A 23,752-nucleotide genomic window follows, 5' to 3' on the forward strand; every position below is an offset into this window, starting at 1 on the left:
AGGTCAGCCCAGCGGGCCGACCTCCCGTTCGATGGCGGCGCGCAACTCGGGCCCGGCGACGACGGCACGGGCCGCCTCCATCACCGGGGCGAGGAACACGTCCGGGCCGGGCTCCCCGGCTGCCGTACCGAGCGCGGCGACGGCCGCCCGGCCGGCCGGCGACGGCTCCAGCGGGGCGCGCAGTTGGAGGCCGCGTACGCCGGCCAGCAGCTCCACCGCGAGCAGGCTGGTCAGGTTGTCCAGGACGGTGCGCAGCTTCTTGGCGGCGGCCCAGCCCATCGAGACGTGGTCCTCCTGCATTCCGCTGGTGGGCAGCGAGTCCACCGAGGCGGGGGCGGCCAGTCGACGGTTCTCGGCGACGATCCCCGCCGCCGTGTACTGGGCGATCATCAGCCCGGAGTTGACACCGGCGTCGGGGGAGAGGAACGCCGGCAGTTCCCGGGAGCGGGTGACGTCGAGCAGCCGGTCGACCCGCCGCTCGGCGATCGCGCCCACCTCGGCGGCGGCGATGGCGAGGAAGTCCGCGGCGAAGCCGAGCGGTGCGCCGTGGAAGTTCCCGGTCGACTCGACCCGGCCGTCCGGCAGCACCACCGGGTTGTCCACAACGGACACCAGCTCCCGGCCGGCGACGGTGCGGACGAAGTCCAGGGTGTCGCGGGCCGCGCCGGCCACCTGCGGCGCGCAGCGCATCGAGTACGCGTCCTGCACGGCGTGCGCCAGGTCGTCGCGGTGCGAGTCCATCACCCGGGAGTCCTGCAACAGGCGGTGGATGTTCGCCGCCGACGTCGCCTGACCGGGGTGTGGGCGGATCGCGTGCAGCTCGGGCAGGAACGGCCGCTCCGAGCCGAGCATCGCCTCGATGGCCAGCGCGGCCGTCACGTCGGCCATGGCGAACAGGTGCTCCGCGTCGTGGATGGCCAGCAGCAGCATGCCGAGCATGCCGTCCGTGCCGTTGATCAGCGCCAGCCCCTCCTTGGCGGCCAGCTCGATCGGCTTGAGCCCGGCGGCGGTCAACGCGTCGGCGGCGTCCTGCCGTTCACCGGCCGGGCCGAGCACCCAGCCCTCGCCGAGCAGTACCAGCGCGCAGTGCGCCAGCGGCGCCAGGTCACCGGAGGCGCCCAGCGAGCCGTGCTCCGGGACCCACGGGGTGATGTCGTGGTTGAGCAGGTCGACCAGCGCTTCCGCGACCAGCGGCCGGACCCCGGAGCGGCCCAGGGCGAGGGACCGGACGCGCAGCAGCATCATGGCCCGGACCACCTCGCGCGGCATCGGGGCGCCCACCCCGGCGGCGTGCGAGCGGATCAGCGCGTGTTGCAGCTCGGCCCGCCGCTCCGGCGCGACGAAGGTGTTCGCCAACGCGCCGAACCCGGTGGAGACCCCGTAGACGGGACGGCCCGACGACTCGATGCCGTCCACGATGGCCCGGCTCGTCGCCATCGCGTCGATGGTGGCCGGGGCGAGGACGACGGTGGCGGTGCCGCGGGCCACCGCGAGCACGTCGTCGGCGGAGACTCCGGTGGGCTGGATGGTCACGTGCGTCATTGCGGAACTCCGTTGCGTATTACCTGGCGGATCAGGGGAACACCGGGCCGGTAGGCCAGGTGCAGGTGTGACGGCGCGTCGAGGACGACGAGGTCGGCCCGCGCGCCGGGGGTGAGGACACCGATGTCGTCGCGGCGCAGCGCCCGTGCGCCACCGGCGGTGGCGGCCCAGACCGCCTCCGCCGGGGTCATCCGCATCTCGCGGACCGCGAGGGCCACGCAGAACGGCATCGACGAGGTGTACGACGAGCCGGGGTTGCAGTCCGTCGCCAGCGCCACTGTGACACCGGCGTCGAGCAGCCGGCGGGCATCCGGGTAGGGCGAGCGGGTGGAGAACTCCGCGCCGGGCAGCAGGGTCGCCACGGTGCGGGTGCCCGACCCGTCGCTGTGGGCCGTGTCGGCCAGCGCGGCCACGTCGGCGTCGCTCAGGTGGGTGCAGTGGTCGACGCTGGCCGCGTCCAGCTCCACACCCAGTTGCACCCCGGGGCCGGGGCCGAGCTGGTTGGCGTGCAGCCGTACGCCCAGGCCGGCGGCCTGACCGCAGGCCAGGATGGCGCGGGCGTGGTCCACGTCGAAGGCACCCCGCTCACAGAACACGTCGATCCACTTCGCGTACGGAGCGGCGGCGGCCAGCATCGGCCCGCAGACCAACCCCACGTAGTCGTCGGGGCGGTCGGCGTACTCGGCGGGCACCACGTGCGCGCCCAGGAAGGTGGTCTCGGTGCTGGTCTCGGCGGCGATCCGCAGCGAGCGGGCCTCGTCGGCGACGGTCAGGCCGTACCCACTCTTGATCTCCATGGTCGTGGTGCCCTGGCGCAGCGCCTCCCCGCGCAGCCGGCGCACCGTGGCACGCAGTTCCTCGTCGGTGGCGGCCCGGGTGGCACCGACGGTGGTCCGGATGCCGCCGCCGGTGTAGGGCTGACCGGCCATCCGGGCGGCGAACTCGGGGGCCCGGTCCCCGGCGAAGACCAGGTGGGCGTGGCTGTCCACGAACCCGGGCAGCACGGCGGCACCACCGGCGTCGACGTGATGGTCGGCGGCCGGCGCGTACGCGGACGGCCCGACCCAGACCACCCGACCCGCCTCGACCAGCACGGCGGCGTCGCGGCGGATGCCGAGCGGGCCCTCGCCGGCACCGTTGGTGACCAGTTCCCCGATGTTGTCGACGAGCAGGCTGCCGCTCATGCGGGCGTCACCGCCTCGATCGCGGACGACAGTTCGACCGGCACGTCGACGGTCAGGTGCCGGCCCTCGGCCACCACCACCCGGCCGTCCACCACCACCTGCTCGACGTCCGCCGCGCCGGCGGCGAAGAACGCGCCCACCGGCGGCACCCCGGCGGTGCGGGCGCTGTCCAGGCGTACCGTCACCAGGTCGGCGCGGGTGCCCACCGCGATCCTTCCGGCGTCGGCCCAGCCCAGCGCGGCGTGCCCGGCGACGCTGGCCGCGTTCAGCAGGTCGAGCGGCGCGAAGTGGCCGCGCCGGCGGGTCCGCAGCCGCTCGTCCAGCTCGACGGCCCGAGCCTCCTCGAACAGGTCGATCACGGCGTGGCTGTCGCTGCCGAGGCTCAACCGGATGCCGGCGTCGGCCATCAGCCGGGCCGGGCCGATGCCGTCGGCGAGGTCCCGCTCGGTGGTCGGGCAGAGGCACACCCCGGTCCGGCTGTCGGCCAGCAGGGACAGGTCCGCGCTGGTGGGGTGGGTGGCGTGGACGGCGGTGGTGTGCGGCCCGAGCACGCCGTGCTCGGCGAGCAGCGCGGTGGGCGAGTGCCCGTGCACGGCCCGGCACTCGTCGTTCTCGGCGGGCTGCTCGGAGAGGTGCACGTGCAGCGGCGCCTGCCGCTCCCGGGCCCAGTCGGCGACAGTGCGCAACTGGTCGGCCGGGACGGCCCGCACCGAGTGCACGGCCGCGCCGACCCGGACGTGCGGGTCCGTCGGTTGGAACGCCGCGGCCCGCTCGGCCCAGCGGCCCGCGTCACCGTCGCCGAAGCGGCGTTGCGGCCCGGCGAGGGGCTGACCGTCCACGCTGGAGGTCAGGTAGCAGGCGTCCAGCAGTGTGAGCCGGATCCCAGCGTGCGCGGCGGCTTCCACCAGCGCCGCGCCCATGGCGTTCGGGTCGTCGTAGGCGCCGCCGTCCGGTCGGTGGTGCAGGTAGTGGAACTCGCCCACGCAGGTGATCCCGGCGAGCGCCATCTCGGCGTAGACGGTCCGGGCCAGCGCGAGGTAGGTGTCCGGGTCCAGCCGGTCCGCGACGGCGTACATCTGGTCCCGCCAGGTCCAGAAGTCACCCCGCCCGGCGTGGGTACGCCCACGTAGCGCCCGGTGGAAGGCGTGCGAGTGCACGTTGGCCAGGCCCGGCAGGGTGAGGCCGGGCAGTGGCACCGCGTCGGCGTACACCTCGACCCCGGCCTCCGGTCCGTGCGCTCCCAGCAGCGGCGTCACCGCCGTGATCCGGCCGTCCTCGACCTCGATCAGCACGTCGGGCGTGGGTTCGGCGTGCTCGGGCAGCCAGGCGTACTCGGCGAGCCAGCGGTTCGGTGTCACCGGCATGTCAGCTCCTCCAGCACCCGGGCCAGCGCCCGTACCCCGGCGGCGCAGTCGTCGTCGGTGGCGGCCTCGGCGGGGGAGTGCGAGACGCCGGTCGGGTTGCGCACGAAGAGCATCGCGGTGGGCAGGTACGCGGCGAGCACCCCGGCGTCGTGCCCCGCGCCGGTGGGCAGCACCGGCGCGTCGAGCAGCGTGGCCAGCCGCTCGGCCAGCCCGCCGTCGAACGCGACCACCGGGGTGGCCGACTCCTCGGTGACGGTCACGGTCGTACCGTCGCGGCGGGCCCGCTCGGCGAGCTTCCCGCGTACCGCGTCGACCAGCCCGGTCAGCGTCTCGGGGTCGGCGGCCCGGGCGTCCAGCCAGCCGGTCACCTTCGACGGGATCGCGTTGGTGGCGTTGGGTTCGACGGCGACCCGGCCCACAGTGGCGTGCGCGCCGCGCAGCCGGGCCTCCTTGTTGGCCGCCAGCACCGTGAACGCGTAGGTCAGCATCGGGTCGCGGCGGTCGGCCATCCGGGTGGTGCCCGCGTGGTTGCCCTCGCCGACGACGTCGAAGCGCCACCGGCCGTGCGGCCAGATCGCACTGGCCACCGCTACCGGCGCGTCCGTGTCGACGAGCGCGCGGCCCTGTTCGACGTGCAACTCCACGAACGCGCCGAACCGGTCCAGCAAGTCCGGGCGGGCGCCCGCCGGCCGGTCGCCGAGCGCCTCGGCGAAGCTCACCCCGGCCGCGTCGCGCAGGCCGGCCGCGCGTTCGACCGACAGCGCCCCGGTGAGCAGTCGCGACCCCAGACACGGTACGCCGAAGCGCGCTCCCTCCTCCTCGACGAAGGCGCCCAGCACCAGCGGTCGGCCGGGGGTGACGCCGGCGGCGCGCAGCTCGTCCACGGCGAGGAACGCGCTCACGATGCCGAGGGGCCCGTCGTACGCCCCGCCGTGCGGCACCGAGTCGAAGTGGCTGCCGGTGAGCACCGCGTCGGACGCCTCCGGGTCACCCCAGTGGGCGAAGAGGTTGCCGTTGCCGTCCTCGGTGACCGGCATGGCACGGTGCTCGGCCTGCGCCCGGAACCAGGCGCGCAGCTCCCGCTCCGGCTCGGTCAACGCGTACCGCAGATACCCGCCGCTGTCGGCGTCCCGCCCGACCGGCGCGATCTCGTCCCACAGCGCCCGGAACCGGGCGGAAAGGTCGTCACTCACGCAGGGTCCCCCTCCGTCATCGGTACCCGGACCCCGGTGCGGTCGGCGACCTCGCGGGCGCTTTCGTAGCCGGCGTCGACGTGCCGGATGACGCCCATCGCCGGGTCGTTGGTGAGCACCCGCTCGATCTTCTGACCGGCGAGGGCGGTGCCGTCGGCCACGCACACCTGCCCGGCGTGGATCGACCGGCCGATGCCCACCCCGCCGCCGTGGTGGATGGACACCCAGGACGCCCCGCTTGCCGTGTTGACCAGGGCGTTGAGCAGCGGCCAGTCGGCGATGGCGTCGGAGCCGTCGGCCATCCCCTCGGTCTCCCGGTACGGGCTCGCGACGCTGCCGGTGTCCAGGTGGTCCCGGCCGATCACCACCGGGGCGGAGAGTTCGCCGGAGGCGACCATGTCGTTGAACCGCACGCCCGCCCGGTCCCGTTCGCCCTGACCGAGCCAGCAGATCCGGGCCGGCAGGCCCTGGAAGGCGACCCGCTCACCGGCCAACTTGATCCACCGGGCCAGCGACTCGTTCTCAGGGAACAGGTCGAGGATGGCGCGGTCGGTGGCCGCGATGTCGGCCGGGTCGCCGGAGAGCGCCGCCCACCGGAACGGACCCCTGCCCTCGCAGAACAACGGCCGGATGTACGCGGGCACGAAGCCCGGGAAGTCGAAGGCGCGCTGATAGCCGCCGAGTTGCGCCTCACCCCGGATCGAGTTGCCGTAGTCGAACACCTCGGCGCCCGCGTCGAGGAAGCCGACCATCGCCTCGACGTGCCGGGCCATCGACGCGCGGGCCCGGTCGGTGAACTCGACCGGCTTCGCGGCGGCGTAGTCCCGGGCCTCGGCCAGCTCCACCCCCACCGGCAGGTACGCGAGTGGGTCGTGCGCGCTGGTCTGGTCGGTCACGATGTCGATCTCTACGCCCCGGTTCAGCAGGTCCGGGAAGACCTCGGCGGCGTTGCCGACCACGCCCACGCTCAGGGCCCGGCGCTCCCGCTTCGCGGCGCGGACCCGGGCAATCGCGTCGTCCAGGGAGTCGGCGACCTCATCCAGGTAGCGGTCGTGCACCCGACGGTCGAGCCGGGTGCGGTCCACGTCCACGATCAGGCAGACGCCGCCGTTCATGGTGACCGCGAGCGGCTGCGCGCCGCCCATTCCGCCGCAGCCGGCGGTCAACGTCAGCGTGCCGGCGAGGGTGTCGTTGAACCGCTTGGCGGCCACCGCCGCGAACGTCTCGTAGGTGCCCTGGAGGATGCCCTGGGTGCCGATGTAGATCCAAGAACCGGCCGTCATCTGCCCGTACATGGTCAGGCCGAGCTGTTCGAGGCGGCGGAACTCCGGCCAGGTCGCCCAGTCGCCGACCAGGTTCGAGTTGGCCAGCAGCACCCGGGGCGCCCACTCGTGGGTGCGCATCACCCCGACCGGACGGCCCGACTGCACCAGCATCGTCTCGTCCTCACGCAGGTCGGTCAGCGTGCGGACCAACGCGTGGTACGACGGCCAGTCCCGCGCCGCCTTGCCGGTGCCGCCGTAGACCACCAGGTCGTCGGGGCGTTCGGCCACCTCGGGGTCGAGGTTGTTCATCAACATCCGCAGGGCGCCCTCCTGCTGCCACCCGCGGGTGGTGAGCTGGCTGCCCCGTGCGGCACGAATGGGCTGGGTCATCTCTGGTTCTCCTCCGGTCAACCGAGGAACAACTGTCGGCGGGCCGCGGAGGCTTCGAATGCCTCCAGTCGGCGCTGGGTGTCGGCCGGTGTGGCGTCGCAGATCGCCTGCAACAGCACCATGGCCAGGGTCATCGGGGCGGTGTGCAGGTCGAAGACGAGCTGCGCGCCGACCGCGGCGGCGAGCACCACATCGGCGTGCTCGGTGGCCGGGCTGACCGGCGAGTCGGTGATCGCCACCACCGTCAACCCGGCATGGCGGGCGTCGCGCAGCGCGTCCAGGGTTTCCCGGGGGTAGCGGGGCAGCACGAAGGCCAGGACGGCGGACGCCCCGGCCTCGGCCGCCTGTTCCAGGCGGTCGGTGAGCAGGCTGCCGCCGTCGTCGAGGACCCGTACGTCCGGGTGCACCTTCGCCGCGAAGTAGGCGAAGTACGCGGCCAGCGGCGCGGCGGCGCGCAGGCCGAGCACCGGCAGTGGGCGACTCTCGGCGAGCAACCGCCCGGTCTCGGCGATCCGGTCCCGGTCGGCGAGTTGACCGGCCAACCGGTCCAGGTTGCCCATCTCCGCGCGTACCGCCTGCTGGAGTTCGTTGCCGGTGTCCGTCGAGCCGCCCGGGGTCGAGCCGGTGAGGTCGCGCAGCCGGCGGCGCAGGGCCGGGTAGCCGTCGTGGCCGAGCGCGACGGCGAACCGGGTGACCGACGGCTGACTCACGCCGGCCAGCTCGGCGACCTCGGCGGCGGACAGGTACGCCACGCCGGGGGCGTGCTGCACCAGGCAGTGCGCGATTCGGCGTTGGGTGGGGGTGAGGCGCACCCCTTGGAACAGGTCGAGCACCCGGTCAGCGGGTGCCGCGACAGCTCCTTCATTCATGAGCTGACTCTATGCATAGAAACTTTCATAGACAACCACCTCGGGTCACCCCCGCCCCCCATCGAGCCGTCGCGGCTCGTAACATGCGGGCGGCCAGCGTGAGCATGGTTCGCGTCGTCGAGAAGGAGCGTCGTGGTCGCAGTCGAGGACGCCCCGCCCATTCGCGTCGCCGCGCCGACGCCCGAGCGGCACGTCCGGGCGACGGTCGGTGAGGCGATGCCGATCATCGCCCTGATCGGGGCCTTCTTCGTCGTCAACGACATCCGGTCGTGGCTGACAGCCCAGTACTGGGGCGACGAGGCGTGGGTCGCGCTCTCGGTCCGCTTCCCCCTCGCCGACCTGCCGGTGACGACCTCGTCCAGCCCGATAGGGTGGAGTTTCCTGCTCCGACTGGTCCCGGACATCGACCACTTCCGGGTCGTACCCCTGGGTTTCCAACTGCTGACCGTCGTCGCGGCCTACCTGCTGGGCCGGTCGCTGGCGTCCGAGCGCGCCCGGGGCATCCTCATCGGTCTGGTCAGCGGGCTCGCCGTCCTGCTCCTGCCGGTCCAGCAGACCCGCCACGACCTGAAGCAGTACACGGCTGACGCCGCGGTGGCGGTCTGCCTGCTCGCCCTGGCCACCTGGACCGGGCGCGCCTGGTCTCGGCGACGGCTCGCGGTGGTGGTGGCCGCAGTGGGTCTGGGCATGCTGCTGAGTCACACCACCGCCATCGTCGCGGTCTGTGTACTCGGCGGTCTGCTGCTCTCCGTCGCCATGCGTCGGGAGTGGGCGAGGACGGTCGAGGCGACCGTCGCCGGCCTGGTCGCCGGCGCACTCGTCGCGGCCGTCTACTTCGGAGTGTCCGCCCGGGGCAACAGCGATGCCATGCGGGACTACTGGGACGACTTCCTGCCGAGCATCTCCGAACTTCCCGCACATCTCGTACGGCAGACCAAGGCCCTGTCACCGATGCTCGGCGCACCCGTGCCGATCCTGGCCGTGCTGCTCGTGCTCGGCGTCGTCACGTTGTTCCGACGCGGACACGCCGCCCCGGCGATCGCCGTCCTCCTGCTGCCGCTGGCGGCCAGCGGGCTGGGTGTCGCGGGGATCTACCCGCTGCTCGACCCGCGCACGTCCCACTTCCTGATCGTGGTGGCGGGCCTGGTGGCCGGCATCGGCATCGTCGGTCTGGCGGACCTGACCGTCGCCCTGGTCCGCCGCGGGCTGCCCCGGCTGGCACCGGACGTGGTGGCCGCCGTGACCTGCGCCGTCGTGCTCGCCAGCTTCGCCGCCGTCAACCACCGCTGGTATCGCCTGGACGGCGACGAACCCGGGGTCTGGCGGGCACACCAGGCCATCACCGACATCGGGTCGTCGACCCGGTACGTCGCGGCGCACAAGGGGCCGCACGACCTCGTCGTGGTCAGCGGGCCCGCCTGGTTCGGGTTCACGCTCTACTCCGACCAGGATCCACTGAAGCTGGTCGCGCCGGTCAGCGGCACCGTCGGTTGGACCCTCACCATGCCCACCCGCGCCGACGTGATCCTCCCGAAACCCGCCGCCGCCGATAAGCAGTCCATCAAGGACGCCCTCGACGAGATTCTGGCCCGGGCCGCGAAACAGCCGCCCGGCACCCGGGTCTGGCTGGTCCGCACGTACACCCACCCGAGCGAGCCGGTGTGGCAGGCCGCGCTCGCCGACTATCGCGTGGAACGCGTCACGTCCGGACCGGAGCCGGTGGTCGTGATCAGCCAAAGGTGACGGCGACGACGATGTGACGGGTGACCGCCAGGCGACTGACTGTGTCACCGGTCGGTACCATGCGCCTGGCGGTCGAGCGGAGGAGTTGGCATGCAGCCGGAAGGCCCCTACAGGTTCACCCACTTGCTGGGCGGTTCACCGGTGGGCAAGGCCTGGGCCGCCATCGACGAGCAGGGCCGATTCGTGAGCGTGGCCGTGCTGGACGCGACGGTTGCCGCCGCCCCCGGTTGGCGGGAGGCGTTCGCCGAGGTCGCGAACGCGCTCGCCCAGTCACCCGACGGACCCCCGATCACGTACGCCGACTTCTCGGCCGCCGCGCCCTGGGTGGCGTACGCCGCCGAGGCCGGACCCGCCCCGGAGAAGTTGTTCCGCGCGCTCGGCGTGGAATACCAACCGGTGCCCGCCGCCCCCCGACCCGTCTCCGCCCCTCCCCAGCCGGTGTCCGGCGTGCCGCAGCCGGTGTCGGGTGTGCCGCAACCCGTGTCCGGCGTGCCGCAGCCGGTCTCCGGCGTGCCGCAGCCGGTCTCCGGCGTGCCGCAGCCCGTGTCGGGTGTGCCGCAGCCGGTCGTCGACATGCCGCATGCCCCGTGGGCGGTGCAGTCGGCCGCGATCCCGAACCAGTCGCCTGCCCATCCCGTCTCGGCCGCGCCGGCGTCGAGCGCACCCGCATCACCCGCCGGGCCGGCCGGCCACGGCGTCGCGCCGACGCCGGCCGCCGTGTCCGGCCCACCGGCCGACGTGCCCCCGTTCGACCCGTACGCCGCCCCCGTACGGCGGATCAAGCCCTCGGCGCCGCCCAAGCGGCGTACCGGCCTCTGGGCGGGTGTGGCCGCGCTGGCCCTGGTGGCCGTGGTCGGCGGCGGTGCCGGCATCTACGCCCTCAGCTCGGATGAGCCCGACGAACCGGACGCGCCGCCGACCGCCACCTCCAGCGGCTTCCCTGCCGCGACCCCACTCGCCCCCGGCCTCAAGCCCTGGGCGCAGGCCGCCCTGCGCAGCCCCGAGGAGCGGGCACTGGCCGTCGCCGGGCCGTCCATGGTCTTCGTGGAGGTCGTGTTCACCGGGTACGTCCGCAACAAGGCCGGCGGTGCCCTGCTGGACAAGGCCCCGGTGACCTTCAGCCGGCGCTGCAGTGGCGTGGTCGTCCAACACGAGGGGTACGTCCTCAGTAACAGCCAGTGCGTGCAGCCCACCCCGGACGTCCTGGTCGGGGGTGCCCTGAACGCCGTGGCCAACCGGCTCGTCTCCGAGGGCAGCCTGCAGGCCAAGGACATCAGCACCTACACCCGCAGTCGGTTGAGCACCTCGGTCCTGACCGGTGCGAACGCCGGCGACCAGCCGGAAACCCGGCTGTACGGGCAGCTCAACATCGCCAAGGGCGAGGTGACGGACAGCCCGGCGATTGCCGGCACCGTCGTCCGGGCCCTCCCCATCGAGGCGGGGAACATCGCCCTGATCAAGCTGGATCAGAAGAACCTGCCCACGTCGGAGCTGAACACGTCGGCCAGCGTCAGCCCGGAGACGTCACTGCTCGTCCTGGGCTACGGCACCACCGACACCAGCTTCCGCGCCGCCACCTACACGGTGCTGTCGAAGACGGTGACCGTGACCGGGATCGACTCCTCGACTCCGCTGAACCCGTACCGGATCAATGAGGATCTCGGGCTCTATTCGCGGGGCGGGATCGCCATCGACCCGAGCGGCCGCGTGGTGGGCATGCTGGACAACGACGTTCTGCGGCCTGACAAGGCGAACCGCCTCGTCGTGCCGGTCTCCGCCATGACCGCCCTCCTCCAGACTGCCGGCGTCACGAACACGCTCGGCAAGGGTGACAACCAGTACCGCAGCGGCCTCGACGCGTACTTCGCCGGAGACGAGTCGAAGGCCATCGCCCGGTTCGACGAGGCCGCGCGGACCTCCCCGACCAACCTGCTGGCCCAGTCGTACCGACAGGCGGCCATCGACAGCCGGGGGCCCGGCGACGATTCAGGCGGGTCGAGCTGGGCCGTGCCGGTGATCGCCGCGGCCGGAGGCGCGCTCGCTGTCGCCGTCGTGGTGGCGGTGGCAATGCTCCTGGCGCGCCGGCGCAACAGCCGTTTCTAGTGCGTCTGGGCGGCACCCGGCCGAGGCGCCACGCCGCTGGCGGCCCGCGCGGAACCGCCGATCCGGGTGCCGGTCAACCACGGGCCCAGCGGCGTGCTGATGACGATCCACGCGAACACCCAGGGGACCACGAGAGCGGCGACCAGGTCGAGCACCCCACCGGACCTGGGCGTCTTCAGCACCCACAGGATGCCCGCGTGACTGAGCACGACGGCGATGCCGCAGCCGGCCAGTCGACTGATCACCCGCGACGCCCGCGCGCCGATGCGCAGGTCGAGTTCCTCCGCGAGCCGGATGAGACCGACGCTGATCAGGACCGCGGTCAGCACCCCCAGCACCGGGGAGCCGAAGTCGCCGGCCTTGAGGTCCAGGTCCCGGTTGAGGCCGAGCAGCACGAAGCCGACCCCGATCGAGAGTGCTGCCGCACCGGCGCTGGCCGGAAGACGCGGGCGGAGCCGCCGCAGCAGCCGCCCGGCCAGCACGAAGACCAGGCACGCCGGGACGAGGAAGAGCCCGAGCGGGCCGGCGGTGACAACGCTGGGCGCGAGGTACGCCGTGACCAGGCCGACCACCGCGACCGTCCAGGCGACCGCGGCGGGGAACCGCTCCAGCCACCGGAACGCGACCGCCGCGATGAAGAGCACCGAGACGAACCAGAAGGCGGAGAACGGTCGGACCGCAGCCGTGCCGCCGTACAGCGCGTCACCGATGGTGCCCGGTGCGACCTGGCCGGTTGCGGCGTCAGCGGCGAGCAGTGCCGCGACCAGGATGAGGAACCACACCACGTAGGGCACGCCCAGGGTCGTCCACCGCTTGCGCAGTTCCCCACCGAGAGGTCGGCCGGGCGACCAGAAGTAGCCGGTCAGGACGAAGAACACGGGAACGTGCCAGGTGTAGATGGACGCCCGGGTCAGATCGTCGCTCCAGACGTGGCCCGCGACAACCGCGGCGATTCCGACAATCCGGAGGAGGTCGACACCGGCGGAGCGGTTACCCGCCGCCGTTGTCGTGCTCGTTGCGGCCATGGCGGGCATCATTTCAGACAGCGGGACCAACCTACGCCCCGGATCAGCACCGGTTCGGCCGGAGGTCGTGCCGGCGTCGTCGGGTACGGCGCATCGCCTAATCTGGGGCACGACACGCTGCCCACACTGTGGAGGTTCCCGGGTGTCTCGTCCCCACCCTCCGTGGGCCCGCCTCGGATCGCTGCCCCGACCGGCCTGGATCGGCTTCGGGGTGGTCGTCCTGCTCCTGGCGGCCGTCCCCGTGCTCGGCTGGTGGCCGACGAAAACCGGCGCACCGGACGCGGCCTGGTCGGCAGCCGACGTGGACACCCCGCCGCCCGTCGCCCCCATAGACGGCACCGCCTGTGCCGCCAACGCGCACGGCATGGCCGGCTTCACCCCGGTCAGCGCCCTCGATCTGCCCGAGCGGAACGACCCCAAGAGGCCACTTGCCCTCCTGTTCGACCGGGCCGGGGCGGTGGCTGGCGGGTTCGACCGGATCGGTTACTGCCTGGAGTTGACCGGCCCCACCGGTACGCAGTGGGTGTGGACCGCCATGTCGCCGTTCACGACCGACGCCCGACGCCTCGGCCTGCCGACCCGGGCCGGTCAGATCGTCCGCCAACGGATCGCCGATCTGGAGGTCGCCACCAACGCGCCGGGCCTGGCCACCGGCACCGGTCTCACGGGCTATCTGGAGATGTGGCCGAACAAGTACGGGCCGGTCAACTCGGGCCAGGTCCCCGGCGCCACCACCGACCGGTACGACGCCGACGACGACGTGTACTCGTCGATCGGGTACGGCTCCTTCCAGGTGCACACGATCGCTGCCACCCGCCCGGCAGCGGCGGCCCCGCAGACGGTTCTCGCGGTCAACGGCTTCACCTCGGACGTCCAGCCGCTGTCGGTGGGCATCGGGACCGCCCCCACCGGTCAGCCCGACTGGACGGCCGCCGGCAACGCCGGCACGTACACCCAACGGCGGCTGACGGTCTACGCCCGCGCCTCGGTCCTCACCGTTGGTCAGCACCCTCGGGATCGGCAGCTGTACCCCCGGGACGCAGCCGGCGGCGCTGTCGTGCCGGTGGCGGGAAAGGCTACCGACCCGCGGGTCCGCGCCGTACGCCTCAAGGTCGTCAGCGGGGCCGACGGCTGGGACGAGACGGTGCCCATCGGGCCCGGCGGTGAGTTCGCGTTCCGGCAACGGATCACCGCCGCGCTTCGGGAGTACCGATTCGAGTTGCACGTGCTCGGCGACGGCGTCGCCCGGCGGGCGGCCCTCTGGGAGGGCGTGGTGTCCGGCGACGTGTACGTCATCCAGGGCCAGTCCAACGCGGTGGCGGCCAGTCACCGGGGCTCGTCGATCGGCGAGGAGTCCCCGTACGTCCGCAGTTTCGGCTCGACCACCGGGGACCGGGTCCTCTCCGGCGCGGACCGTACCTGGAACTACGCCGTCTCGGGTACGGTCCGGCAGCCCGGCTCGGTCGGCCAGTGGGGGATCCGCGCTGCCCACCGACTCATGGACACCTACCAGGTGCCGGTAGCCGTGATCAACGGCGCGGAGAGCAGCAAGGTCGTGTCGTTCTTCCAACGCAACGACGGCAACCCCGGTGACCTGCGCACCAACTACGGCCGCTTGCGGCAACGGCTCAGCGCCGCGAACGTCATCGGCGAGGTCCGGGCGGTGTTCTGGTACCAGGGCGAGGCCGACAACAACAACGCCACCGGGCACGTCGCCGGGTTCACCGCGCTGCTGACGGACTGGCGTCGGGAGGTGGGGTTCCGAACCGCCGGCGGCACCCGGTACTACGTCGTCCAGGTCGCCAGCTCACCGTGCGGAAACACCTCCGGCGGCCCGCTGCGTGAGGCCCAGCGACGGCTGGTCGACACCCTGAAGGTGACGGTGCTGTCGACAACGGCCCTGTCGGGCCGGGAGGATTGCCACTTCGCCTGGGAGCAGGGCTACCGCGAGTTGGGCGATCAGGCGTTTGCCGTGTTGGCCCGCGACATCCACCGCGGCCCCGGCGAGGGCGTGTCTGCCCCGAACCCTCGGTCGGCCGCCTTCACCGATGCTCGGCGTACCCAGGTGGTGGTTCAGCTCCGTAGCACCGACCCGCTGACGGTCCGGGCCGGCGCGGGCACCGACTTCACGGTCGACGGCAGCACCGCCAGCGTCACCGCCGTCGAGTACCGCGAGGGAGGGCGGCTCGTGCTGAGTCTGTCCGGCCCGGCCGACGGCGCGACCGGGCTGAGTTACCGGGGCGACGCCGGGCCCTGGTGCGTGAACGCCACCGGGGTCGGCCTGCTGGCGTTCAAGGGCCTGCCGATCGGTGCTGCCTAGTCACTCCGACCGGCGCGGCGTCCTGGGTTCCTACCGCGCGGCGACGGCGTCGTGCCGACCCGTCAACCGCTTGAGGGCGGCGAACCGACCTGGGCGGTCCACCAGGTCCACCGGCCCCGGGGTCGGGTTGCGGGCCGGGGCGGCGGACGCCGACGCGGTGAGGGCCAGCAGCACGATGATCCAGGTCAGCCCGTCCACCGACAGCGGGTTCCAGACGACCTCGGTGAACGAGTAGACGACGAGGAGCACCACCGGTGCCTTGGCGGTGAAGGCGTGCCCGTCCTCGACGTTGCGGTGCAGCAGGGTGGCCATCCACAGACCGAACAGGGTCAGCGCGATCAGCCCGCCGGAGAAGATGACCAGGACGTACCCGGAGTGGAAGAAGTGGGTCGGTGCCTTCTCGATGTCCTGTAGGTAGTACCACTTCGAGACGCCCACGCCGACGGCCTCCCGGCCGCTGAGGTACTCGCGGGCGGCGACCCAGATGTTGCCGCGGTTGCTCAGCGTGGTCTTCGACGCGCTCCACATCAGATAGGTGGCGGCTGTCAGTGCGCCGACGACCAGCGCCACGCAGAGCGCGAAGGGGATCCGTGGGCTCGGTCGCAGACGCTGCACGAGCAGTGCGCCCAGCATCCAGACGGCTACCGCGCCGACGGCCAGATAGCTGGTGCGGGAGCCGGTGGCGACGATGACCAGCAGGCAGAACGACGCCGTCGCCACCAGTTCGGCGCGGCGCATCGCGCAGAACGCGGCGACCAGGGTGAACGACGCCAGCATCGCCGCATAGTTCTCGGAGTTGTAGAAGCTCTTGAACAGCGCACCGGCCAGAGAGCACTTCTCCAGCTTCCCGCCGGTGCACGCCCGCCACGCCGCTTGCCCGGACAGAGCGGTCGGAATGGCCAGCAGCGCCAGGACCGCCAGCCCGGTGTAGGCCATCGCCCGTACGCTGACCGTGGTGCGGGCGGCCATCATCCAGACGGCGATCAGCAGGAGCCCGGCCGCCCCGTACGCCGGCAACCGCGACCCGTAGATCCCGGTGCCGGTGACGACGTCGATGAGGGCGCACCAGACGAGCAGCCCGCCGGCCATCGCCAGCGAGATCCGCAGCCACAGATCGGACGGGCCGCGGAGGAGACCACGGCCGGAGAGCACCAGCCAGCCCAGCAGGGCGACCACCAGCACGCCGATCAGCATCGAACTGTGGCTGCCGGCGAGCGCCGGGGCCGCGTTGGTGAGCAACGCGAAGCCGACCAGGGCGACCGCCGATGCGGGGTCGCCGAATGCGGTGGCGACGGACCGCCTCATTCGGATCAACCACAGAGCCACCGCTACGCCACCGACGGTCAGTAGGACACCGAAGATGGTGGTCACGTCAGACCCTTTCTCGGTCAGGTGCCGCTGCCGGAGCGGCGACGGCATCGCGGTGCGGGTGTCGCCGCAGGGCGATGACGAGGCATCCCCACAGCAGAATGCCGAGCAGAGCGTCGCACAGGAGGCTCGACACGACCGCGCCCTGCCATCCGTAGGCGGGGATGAGCCACACGTTGAGCCCCGCGTTGACGACGCCCACCGCGATCTGGCACACCGTACGACGGCCCTGGAGTCGGCTTCCAGAGAGGGCGTCGGCGGCCAGGTAGTGGATCGACTTCAGGACCAGGATCGCGCTGAGGCCCTGCAGCGCCAGGGTCGCGTCCCCGTACTCCGGTCCGAAGATCAGCGGCATGGTCCAGGCCATTGCTACCAGCAGCAGGCTGCTCGGCACGCTGAACATCAGGAAGCGAGGCAGAAGGCGACGGGCGAGCCCGAGCGCCGCCCGGGGTCCCTCGCGGCCGACCTCGAAGAAGCGGGGGTAGGCGACCGCGGACATCGACCGGGCCGGCGTGTACGCGAAGTCCACCACCCGGTAGGCCGCAGCGTAGATCGCCGCCGCCTCGGTGGTGCCGATCCGGGACAGCATGACCTTGTCGATGTCGTTGTAGACGGTCTGGGCGGAGAGGCCGACGGCGAACAGCAGTCCGCTGCGGGCCTGGCTGAGTGCCGGCCCGACGGACCAGGAACCACCCCCTCCGCCGCGCAATCCGTACCAGGTGGCCAGCACGCAGACCACGACGGAGACCGCCAGCGCGGTGAGAGCCCAGTTCCGAAGGGAGATCGGCTCGTCCGCCGTGGCGAGGACCAGCGCGCCGACCAGCCGGAACACGTGCAGCAGGGCGGGGATGACCGAGGCGACGAAGACCTTGCCCCGGGCCTGCACGGACGCGGCCACGGCCTCGATGAGCCGCCAGGCCACCAGGTCGGCGGCAGCGAGGCAGAGCATGTCGACGGCACTGACCTCGCTACCCCAGATCGCCACCCCGGCCGCGCTCACCAACACTGTCGCGCCCACACCGAAGACGACGGTCAGGACCAGGCCCCGCGTGAGGTGTCGGGCCCACTCGCTGGGGGCCTCGGCGTAGCTCTGGAAGATCAGACTCGGTGCGCCGGCGGACGCGAACGGGGAGACCACGGCGACGAGGGCGGTGACACCGACGAAGAGCCCGTAGGTGTCGATAGACATCTCCCGGGCCAGCAGGACGAAGAGCACGCCCTGCGCGAGGGTCCGCAGGAGTGTGCCCGTGAAGAACTTCCCGGACCGCTTCAGGAAGGTGTCGCGTCCGCTCGGGGGACGCCGGTGCGACCGTGGCCGCGGTGCGGTCGGCTCGACGGAGCCCACCGCACCGGAGGGCGTACTCACCTGTTCAACGCCTCCACCCACTGGCGGCCGACCTCGGCGGGATCCAGCGCCGCGCACCGGGCGTGCCAGGACTTCTCGAAGTCGGCCAGTGTCGGCCGCTGGGCACCGGTCAGCCGGAGCACCGCGTCCGCGAGGGCGGCCGGCGACGTGTCCGCCGCCAAGGCTCCAGGCACGAAGGTCGGGATCATCTCGTCCAGCGCGGGCACCGGGAGGGCCGCCACCGGCAGGCCCGCCTCGGCGGCCTCGACCAGGCTGAACCCGAAGGTCTCGGCACGGGACGGGTGAACCAGGAGGTCCGCTTCGGCGAGTAGCTGGGCGACGCCCGGCACCCGGCCGAGGAACGTGGTCCGGTGTTGCACACCCAGTTCCTGGGCCTTCGCGTGCAGCAGATCCCGTTCCTCGCCGTCGCCGGCGAGCGTGAGGTGGTACGCCTCCGGCAGCAGGGCCAGCGCGGCGATGGCGCAGGAGTGGTTCTTGTACGGGCGGAAGGCGGCAGTGGTGAGGAGGTTGATCCGTCGGTGGTCCACCACCTCACGCGGTGCGACGAAGGGCCGAGGTGGCATCGGGTTGGTGATGGTGACCACCGGCTGCCCCGGCGCCAGCTGCGCAACCGTGCGGGCGACACCGTTGGAGACGGCGACGACGAGCCGTGGACGCAGCCCCTTGAGCCGCGAGAACCGGGCCAGCGTGCGTACCCGTCGGTCGATCCGCAGTCGTTCCGGCAGCAGGGAGTGCTCCCAGGCGACGTAGCGGCGGCCGGAACCGGCGAGGGCGGCACCGACCGGCACGCTGCCCCACAGCCCACTGGCCACGATCTGGACGTCCGGTGCCAGGTTCTGCAGGCGCCGCCGCAGCGGCGGAACAGACTCCATCAACCGGGTGATCCGGGAACCGAGGCCCAGGGTGTCGACGTCCAGGTCGGCCAGTTCGGCGGGGACCCCCCGGGACACGACGGTTGCCGAGACCTCGACCCCCTGGGCCTGGAGGCCGCGGATCAGCAGCGCCGCCGCCAGCTCCATGCCGTAGAGCGGTTCGAGCTGCGGCAGTACGAAGTGCAGACGCATCAGTGTGGCCGTTCGGTCTCAAGCGGTCGAGTGGGGCTGCTGGGGGCCTTCGACTTGCGCATGGCGACCCGTTCCAGGGTCGACCGGGGTACGAGCCCGAGCGCCGCCAGCACTGCGTTCCGGGCGGACGGAGGCGAGTTGCGGCGGATCGCCCGCACCATCTCCCGCACGCCCTCCCGGTCCCGGGCCTGGAGAGCGTAGCGGAGGGTCTGGGCCGCGATGAAGTCCGAGAAGGTCCCCGGTGCCCACACTCCCTCCCAGCGCTGGGCCCAGTGCCACGAGGTACGCCAGTCGGTGCCGGCCGAGATCGACCCGGGGCTGCCCACCGTGTAGACGGCCGTCGCCTCCTCCACCTGGACGATCTTCACGCGCGGCAGCCGGGCGACCCGGACCAGCCAGTCCCAGTCCTGGTGTCGGGGGAGCGTCTCGTCCCAGCGGCACTCGGTCGCCAACTCGTATGTGGTCAGGAGCGTCGACGTGGGCAGCGACTGCCGGCCGATGCCGAGGTGACGGCGGCGGAACAGGTAGTCCTCCGGCAGCATGCCGTCGGGGATCACCTCTGCCGGTGCCGGTGCCGGCAGCGGCTCCGCGCCGTCCTTACGTTGCAGGATCCGGGACGACACGACGGGGCGGAACCCGGCCGCCGCGACCCGCTCGAGCGCGGGGACCTGTGCCGCCAGCTTGGTCGGCAGCCAGGTGTCGTCGTCGTCGAGGAACGCGACGTGGCTGCCCGGGATGGCGTGGGTGACTCCGAGGTTGCGGGCGTACGACCCGCGCCGGCCGCCGCCGGTGCAGACCACCCGGTCGATGTGCTGCCCCAGGTTCCGCACCGTCTGCGGCACCTCCGGGGTGTCACAGACGACCACGATGTGCACGGATGTGCCCTGCTGGGATCGGGCGGAGAGCACCGCGTCGGCGATGCTGGGGCGGCCCGTGGTGGGGATCACGACGGATACGTTCGGCATAGCGTTCTCCATGCGTTGGGGGTACGACCTGCACACGGCCGCCGGGCACGGCCGTTGGCCGTACCCGGCGGTGTGCCGGTGCGTGGGCGGATCAGCGGCCGCCGGCGCGGAACACCTCGGTCACCGTACGGAGCACCACCTTGACGTCGAGCCAGAGGGACCAGTTCTCGATGTAGAAGTTGTCGAAGCGGGCCCGGTCGGAGATCGGGGTGTCGCCGCGCAACCCGCTGACCTGCGCCAGGCCGGTGAGCCCGACCGGAACGCGGTGGCGCATCGCGTACTGGGGGTATTCGGCCGAGAACTTCTCGACGAAGTAGGGGCGCTCGGGTCGGGGGCCGACCACGCTCATGTCGCCACGGAGGATGTTCCAGAGCTGCGGAAGCTCGTCGAGGGAGGTCCTGCGCATGATCCGGCCGATCGGCCCGACCCGCCGGTCGTTGGCGATGGACCAGTTGGTCTGCGACTCGTGCTCGTCGACGGGACGCATGGACCGGAACTTGATGATGTTGAAAGGTCGGCCGTGCCGACCGATGCGCTCCTGGTAGAAGAAGATGCCGGGGCCGCCGTCGATGAGCGTGGCGACAGCGCAGATGAGGAGCACCGGGCTCAGCAGGAGCAGCGCCACCGAGGCGAACGCGATGTCCGACGCGCGCTTGAGCGCGGACTGCGGGCCGGAGAGGGTGATGTCGCCGATGCTGACGACCGGGACCGCGCCGATGTGGTCGCCGTGCGAACGGGACCCCCAGAGGGGGGTGGCCGCCCACAGGTCGCACTCCGCCGTCCGCGGCCGGGCCAGGATCTCCATGAGTGAGGTCTCGGAGCAGTTCGCGTCCGCGACGATCACCACGTCGCACTCGCGCAGCCGTACGAGGCTGTCGAGGTCGTCGAGGGATCCGATCAGCGGCAGTGCCGACGGGCCGTCCGGGGTGTCGACACAACCCACGAAGCGCAGGCCGTACTGGGGGTAGCGGCGCAGGAGCCGGGCGAGTTCCACGGCGGTGGGGCCACTGCCGACGATGATGGTGTTGTGCTCGACCCACCGGCGCTTGCGGGCGACGATGGCGAATTCTCGGGTGACGGCCCGCCCGAGGATGACCAGCCCGGCCGACGCGGCGACACCGCGGGTGAAGCTGAAGACGTACTCGGCGGATTCGTGACGCATCGCCGCGACGATGGCGACCGCGGACGCCGCGGCCAGCAGACGCCCGCAGAGGCTCGGCACCTCGTCGAGGAAGCTCACGTGCCGTCGTGCCCGGTAGAGGCCGCCGCTGGCGAAGACGATCACGGTCAGGACCGTCATGGCCAGGGTGCCGCGCCAGTACTGCTGGGTGACGAGCAGCGGCGTCAGCAGTGCCAGGACGTCGACCGGCGCGGTCATCATCCAGGCCCGCAGCCACCGGGTCCGGGTCGAGGCGCGCGAGCCGGCGTACGGCAGGACGGCGGTCGTGTCCAGGCCGGCGCGAGGCTCGTGCTCCTCAGGTGCGGGCGCGGGTGCCGGGGCCGGTGAGGTCGAGCGCCGGTCGGCGGGCGCCGGGAAGACCGGGGTCTGGTGGCCGGAAGTCTGGTGGCCGGCAGGCTGGTGACCGGGAGGTTGGTAGCCGGCAGGCTGGTAACCGGGGAACTGGTAGGCGGGAGGGCGACTCCCGCCGCGATTCCCCTCGTCGTCCCCCTCACCGTCGCCCTGGGCGTCGGTGGCGTTGCCGGCCCGGTCCTCGGCCGGCACCGGTCGATGCCACATAGCGGGCTGATTGGACATTGTGGACCTCCCCGTGACGGCCGGCTGACCTGGCCGGTCCGTAATTCGAGACAAGGCGGCGGACGGCAATGGCCGCCGGCCCAGGGGTTACTTGGCGCTGGCGAGAATCTCGTCAACGGAGTCCCGGCGCACGGCATCATAGAAGGTCTTTGCCTTCTCGGTGTTCGCGAAGACGACGCTCTCGCTGCCCACTCGACCGGTGCCCTTCGTCGGGCTGGTGAGGAAGGTGAGGTTACGACCACGGAGGTTCCGCAGGTCTGTCGCCATGCTGACGAGTGACATCTTCTCGTCCACCGCCACGGCGCTCGAGGTCGCCTTGACGAAGGAGTTGAGCCGCCCGGGGTTGGTGACGATGCCGCCGGACACGGCCTTGTCGAGGATGGCCTTGATGACCTGCTGCTGGTGACGGATGCGGGCGAAGTCGCCGTCAGCGAACTGTTTGCGCTGGCGGGAGTAGTCCAGGGCCGTCTCACCGTCCATCCGCTGCATCCCCTGCTCGAACTTGCGGAACGGCGGGTGGATCGACGTGAACGACTTCTCCGCGTTGATGTCGACGCCGTCCAGGGCGTCGATGATTTCCTTGAAGCCAGCGAAGTCGACAATCATGACGTGGTCGATTCGCACCGTGGTGAACGATTCGACTGTTTGCACCATCAGCGGAATGCCACCCCAGGCGTACGCTGCGTTGATCTTCGCATCGCGGCCGCCGTGCTGGCCGTTCTTGGCCTTCGGCACGTTCACCCAGGTGTCCCGAGGGATCGAGACGAGTTGCGCGCTGGACCGGTCCTTCGGGATGTGCGCGACGATGATGGTGTCTGTGCGCGAGCCGCCAGTGCTCTCCGGGTCGCGGGAATCGCTTCCCAGGATCAGGATGTTCATCGCGCCGCCGGCCACCGCCTGCGGACGCCCCTCCTCGGGAATGTCGGCGAAGGCGTCCACCCGGTCGATGTCCTTCTCGACCGAACGGAGATAGAGGGCGCCACCGATCATGCTGCCGCCGCCCAGGATCGCTGCGACTACCAGGCAGATGACGAGGACGCGACGCCAGCGAGGGCCACGACGTCGCCGCTTGCCCCCGGCCGGGACATCCTCCTGCGGATCGGCTGCGTGTGGGTCGAAGAATTCGGTGTCGGCATCGGTGTACCGCTGAGCACCAGACATGCCGGCGATGCTACTGATTCCATGCGCCTGTCGTGCACCCTCGTCCTTTCGGCTATCGCATGCCTGCCGACCGGGGCGGCGAACCCGACCCTGCGTTCGGACGGACTGCCGGTAACGCCGGCCCGGGAACGTTTTCCAGGCCCTATTCTGCCGCCCCTGCGGCAGGGTGTGGGCACCGTGAGCATCGGCTTTCGCGAGGACACTCCCGCTGCCGACCGAACCCTGCTACAACGGCACCCGTGGATCGAATCAAGCTCCGACGGGCCGTCGCGCGTACTCCACTCGCCCCGATCGCCGCCTTTCCCAAGAGGCTTCGCACGGTCGCGCGGCACGACGCGAAGATGCTGCGCCGCTCAGCGCGCTGGCTGCTGACCTCCCGCGAGCACCACAACTACACGTACGACCTCACCTCGTTGAGCCGCAACCACCTCGCCTGGTTCGTCAGCGTGGTCTGCGACATCCCGGTCAAACAGGTACGGGCGTACCTCAGCGAGATCGAGTCGGACGACGGCCTGCGCCAGCACCTCCTGGCGGCGATCGCCGCCTCCGACCGGCGCGGCCTCGCCGACAAGGAGATCCGCTACGCCCGGCGAATCGGCTGGTACGCCATCGTCCGTGCCACCCGCCCCACCCACGTCGTCGAGACCGGTGTCGACAAGGGACTGGGCAGCGTCGTCCTGGCGTCCGCCCTGCTGCGCAACGCACAGGAGGGGCACCCGGGCCGCGTCACCTCCCTGGACATCAACCCCGAGGCCGGCTACCTGGCCCGGGTCGCGCCGTGGTCGGAGGTCGTCGACCTGGTGATCGGCGACTCGATCGCCTCGATCGGCGCGCTGGACCGCCCGGTCGACCTGTTCCTGCACGACAGCGACCACAGCCGAGCCCACGAGAAGCGTGAGTTCGACGCCGTGGAACCCAAGCTCGCGCCCGGCGCGATCCTGCTCACCGACAACGTCACCAGCACCAACGTGCTCGCTGAGCACGCCGAACGCACCGGCCGCCGGTTCCTCGCCTACCGGGAGACCCCGGCCAACCACTGGTACCCGGGCGACGGGATCGGCGTGGCATGGTAGC

The 23,752-nt window shown here is 71.9% G+C and carries 17 protein-coding genes; 4 read left to right on the forward strand and 13 right to left on the reverse strand.

Features of this window, described 5'->3' with window-relative positions; genetic code table 11:
* Window positions 1-3: 3 nt before the first annotated feature.
* From hutH to ACIBEF_RS26160, 6 genes are read right to left on the reverse strand one after another with little or no spacing between them, the layout of a single operon-like run.
* Window positions 4-1,542, reverse strand: a complete 1,539-nt coding sequence (hutH, locus tag ACIBEF_RS26135) for a histidine ammonia-lyase (protein WP_355005437.1) — start codon at window positions 1,540-1,542, stop codon at window positions 4-6.
* Window positions 1,539-2,726, reverse strand: a complete 1,188-nt coding sequence (gene hutI, locus ACIBEF_RS26140) for an imidazolonepropionase (RefSeq protein ID WP_355005436.1) — start codon at window positions 2,724-2,726, stop codon at window positions 1,539-1,541. The genes hutH and hutI overlap by 4 nt, the downstream gene beginning before the upstream one ends.
* Complete coding sequence (locus ACIBEF_RS26145) at window positions 2,723-4,090, reverse strand: formimidoylglutamate deiminase (RefSeq protein ID WP_396795767.1); 1,368 nt, start codon at window positions 4,088-4,090, stop codon at window positions 2,723-2,725. The genes hutI and ACIBEF_RS26145 overlap by 4 nt, the downstream gene beginning before the upstream one ends.
* On the reverse strand, window positions 4,081-5,283 hold the full coding sequence (locus ACIBEF_RS26150; RefSeq protein ID WP_396795769.1) for an allantoate amidohydrolase: 1,203 nt from the start codon (window positions 5,281-5,283) through the stop codon (window positions 4,081-4,083). Before ACIBEF_RS26150 ends, ACIBEF_RS26145 begins: the two co-directional genes overlap by 10 nt.
* On the reverse strand, window positions 5,280-6,938 hold the full coding sequence (hutU, locus tag ACIBEF_RS26155; protein WP_396795770.1) for a urocanate hydratase: 1,659 nt from the start codon (window positions 6,936-6,938) through the stop codon (window positions 5,280-5,282). Before hutU ends, ACIBEF_RS26150 begins: the two co-directional genes overlap by 4 nt.
* Before the next feature lie 17 nt (window positions 6,939-6,955).
* Window positions 6,956-7,807 (reverse strand): MurR/RpiR family transcriptional regulator, encoded by an 852-nt coding sequence (locus tag ACIBEF_RS26160; RefSeq protein ID WP_357227819.1) that lies wholly within the window; start codon window positions 7,805-7,807, stop codon window positions 6,956-6,958.
* Window positions 7,808-7,939: 132 nt separating this feature from the next.
* Between ACIBEF_RS26160 and ACIBEF_RS26165 the strand changes: the two genes are divergently transcribed.
* Together ACIBEF_RS26165 and ACIBEF_RS26170 are read left to right on the forward strand one after the other, a co-directional pair.
* Window positions 7,940-9,550 carry a DUF6541 family protein gene (locus ACIBEF_RS26165; protein ID WP_396795772.1) on the forward strand — a complete coding sequence of 537 codons (1,611 nt, stop codon included), beginning with the start codon at window positions 7,940-7,942 and terminating at the stop codon, window positions 9,548-9,550.
* A 90-nt stretch (window positions 9,551-9,640) separates the two neighbouring features.
* A complete protein-coding gene (locus ACIBEF_RS26170; protein ID WP_396795775.1) occupies window positions 9,641-11,653 on the forward strand; it encodes a trypsin-like peptidase domain-containing protein in 2,013 nt (670 codons plus the stop codon).
* Here ACIBEF_RS26170 and ACIBEF_RS26175 read toward each other — a convergent pair.
* Window positions 11,650-12,678 (reverse strand): acyltransferase family protein, encoded by a 1,029-nt coding sequence (locus ACIBEF_RS26175; RefSeq protein ID WP_396795776.1) that lies wholly within the window; start codon window positions 12,676-12,678, stop codon window positions 11,650-11,652. The two genes, ACIBEF_RS26170 and ACIBEF_RS26175, sit on opposite strands and share 4 nt — an antisense overlap.
* Before the next feature lie 142 nt (window positions 12,679-12,820).
* Between ACIBEF_RS26175 and ACIBEF_RS26180 the strand changes: the two genes are divergently transcribed.
* Window positions 12,821-14,998, forward strand: a complete 2,178-nt coding sequence (locus ACIBEF_RS26180) for a sialate O-acetylesterase (RefSeq protein WP_396795778.1) — start codon at window positions 12,821-12,823, stop codon at window positions 14,996-14,998.
* A gap of 30 nt (window positions 14,999-15,028) precedes the next feature.
* On the opposite strand, the gene ACIBEF_RS26185 is transcribed toward ACIBEF_RS26180, so the two are convergent.
* The 6 genes from ACIBEF_RS26185 to ACIBEF_RS26210 form a co-directional block, all read right to left on the reverse strand.
* Window positions 15,029-16,369 (reverse strand): O-antigen ligase family protein, encoded by a 1,341-nt coding sequence (locus ACIBEF_RS26185; protein WP_396795780.1) that lies wholly within the window; start codon window positions 16,367-16,369, stop codon window positions 15,029-15,031.
* 1 nt (window position 16,370) lies between these two features.
* Window positions 16,371-17,732 (reverse strand): lipopolysaccharide biosynthesis protein, encoded by a 1,362-nt coding sequence (locus tag ACIBEF_RS26190; RefSeq protein WP_396795781.1) that lies wholly within the window; start codon window positions 17,730-17,732, stop codon window positions 16,371-16,373.
* The gene (locus ACIBEF_RS26195) at window positions 17,729-18,796 is read right to left on the reverse strand and encodes a glycosyltransferase (protein ID WP_396795782.1); all 1,068 of its coding nucleotides are present in this window, start codon (window positions 18,794-18,796) and stop codon (window positions 17,729-17,731) included. Before ACIBEF_RS26195 ends, ACIBEF_RS26190 begins: the two co-directional genes overlap by 4 nt.
* On the reverse strand, window positions 18,796-19,761 hold the full coding sequence (locus tag ACIBEF_RS26200) for a glycosyltransferase family 2 protein (protein ID WP_396795783.1): 966 nt from the start codon (window positions 19,759-19,761) through the stop codon (window positions 18,796-18,798). Before ACIBEF_RS26200 ends, ACIBEF_RS26195 begins: the two co-directional genes overlap by 1 nt.
* Window positions 19,762-19,852: 91 nt before the next feature.
* Window positions 19,853-21,517, reverse strand: a complete 1,665-nt coding sequence (locus tag ACIBEF_RS26205; protein WP_396795785.1) for a sugar transferase — start codon at window positions 21,515-21,517, stop codon at window positions 19,853-19,855.
* 87 nt (window positions 21,518-21,604) lie between these two features.
* Window positions 21,605-22,507 (reverse strand): LCP family protein, encoded by a 903-nt coding sequence (locus ACIBEF_RS26210; RefSeq protein WP_396795786.1) that lies wholly within the window; start codon window positions 22,505-22,507, stop codon window positions 21,605-21,607.
* A gap of 410 nt (window positions 22,508-22,917) precedes the next feature.
* On the opposite strand from ACIBEF_RS26210, the gene ACIBEF_RS26215 reads away from it, so the two are divergent.
* Window positions 22,918-23,751 carry an O-methyltransferase gene (locus ACIBEF_RS26215; protein ID WP_396795788.1) on the forward strand — a complete coding sequence of 278 codons (834 nt, stop codon included), beginning with the start codon at window positions 22,918-22,920 and terminating at the stop codon, window positions 23,749-23,751.
* Window position 23,752 lies beyond the last annotated feature (1 nt).

This window comes from Micromonospora sp. NPDC050795, from assembly GCF_044456785.1.
Lineage (GTDB): Bacteria > Actinomycetota > Actinomycetes > Mycobacteriales > Micromonosporaceae > Micromonospora.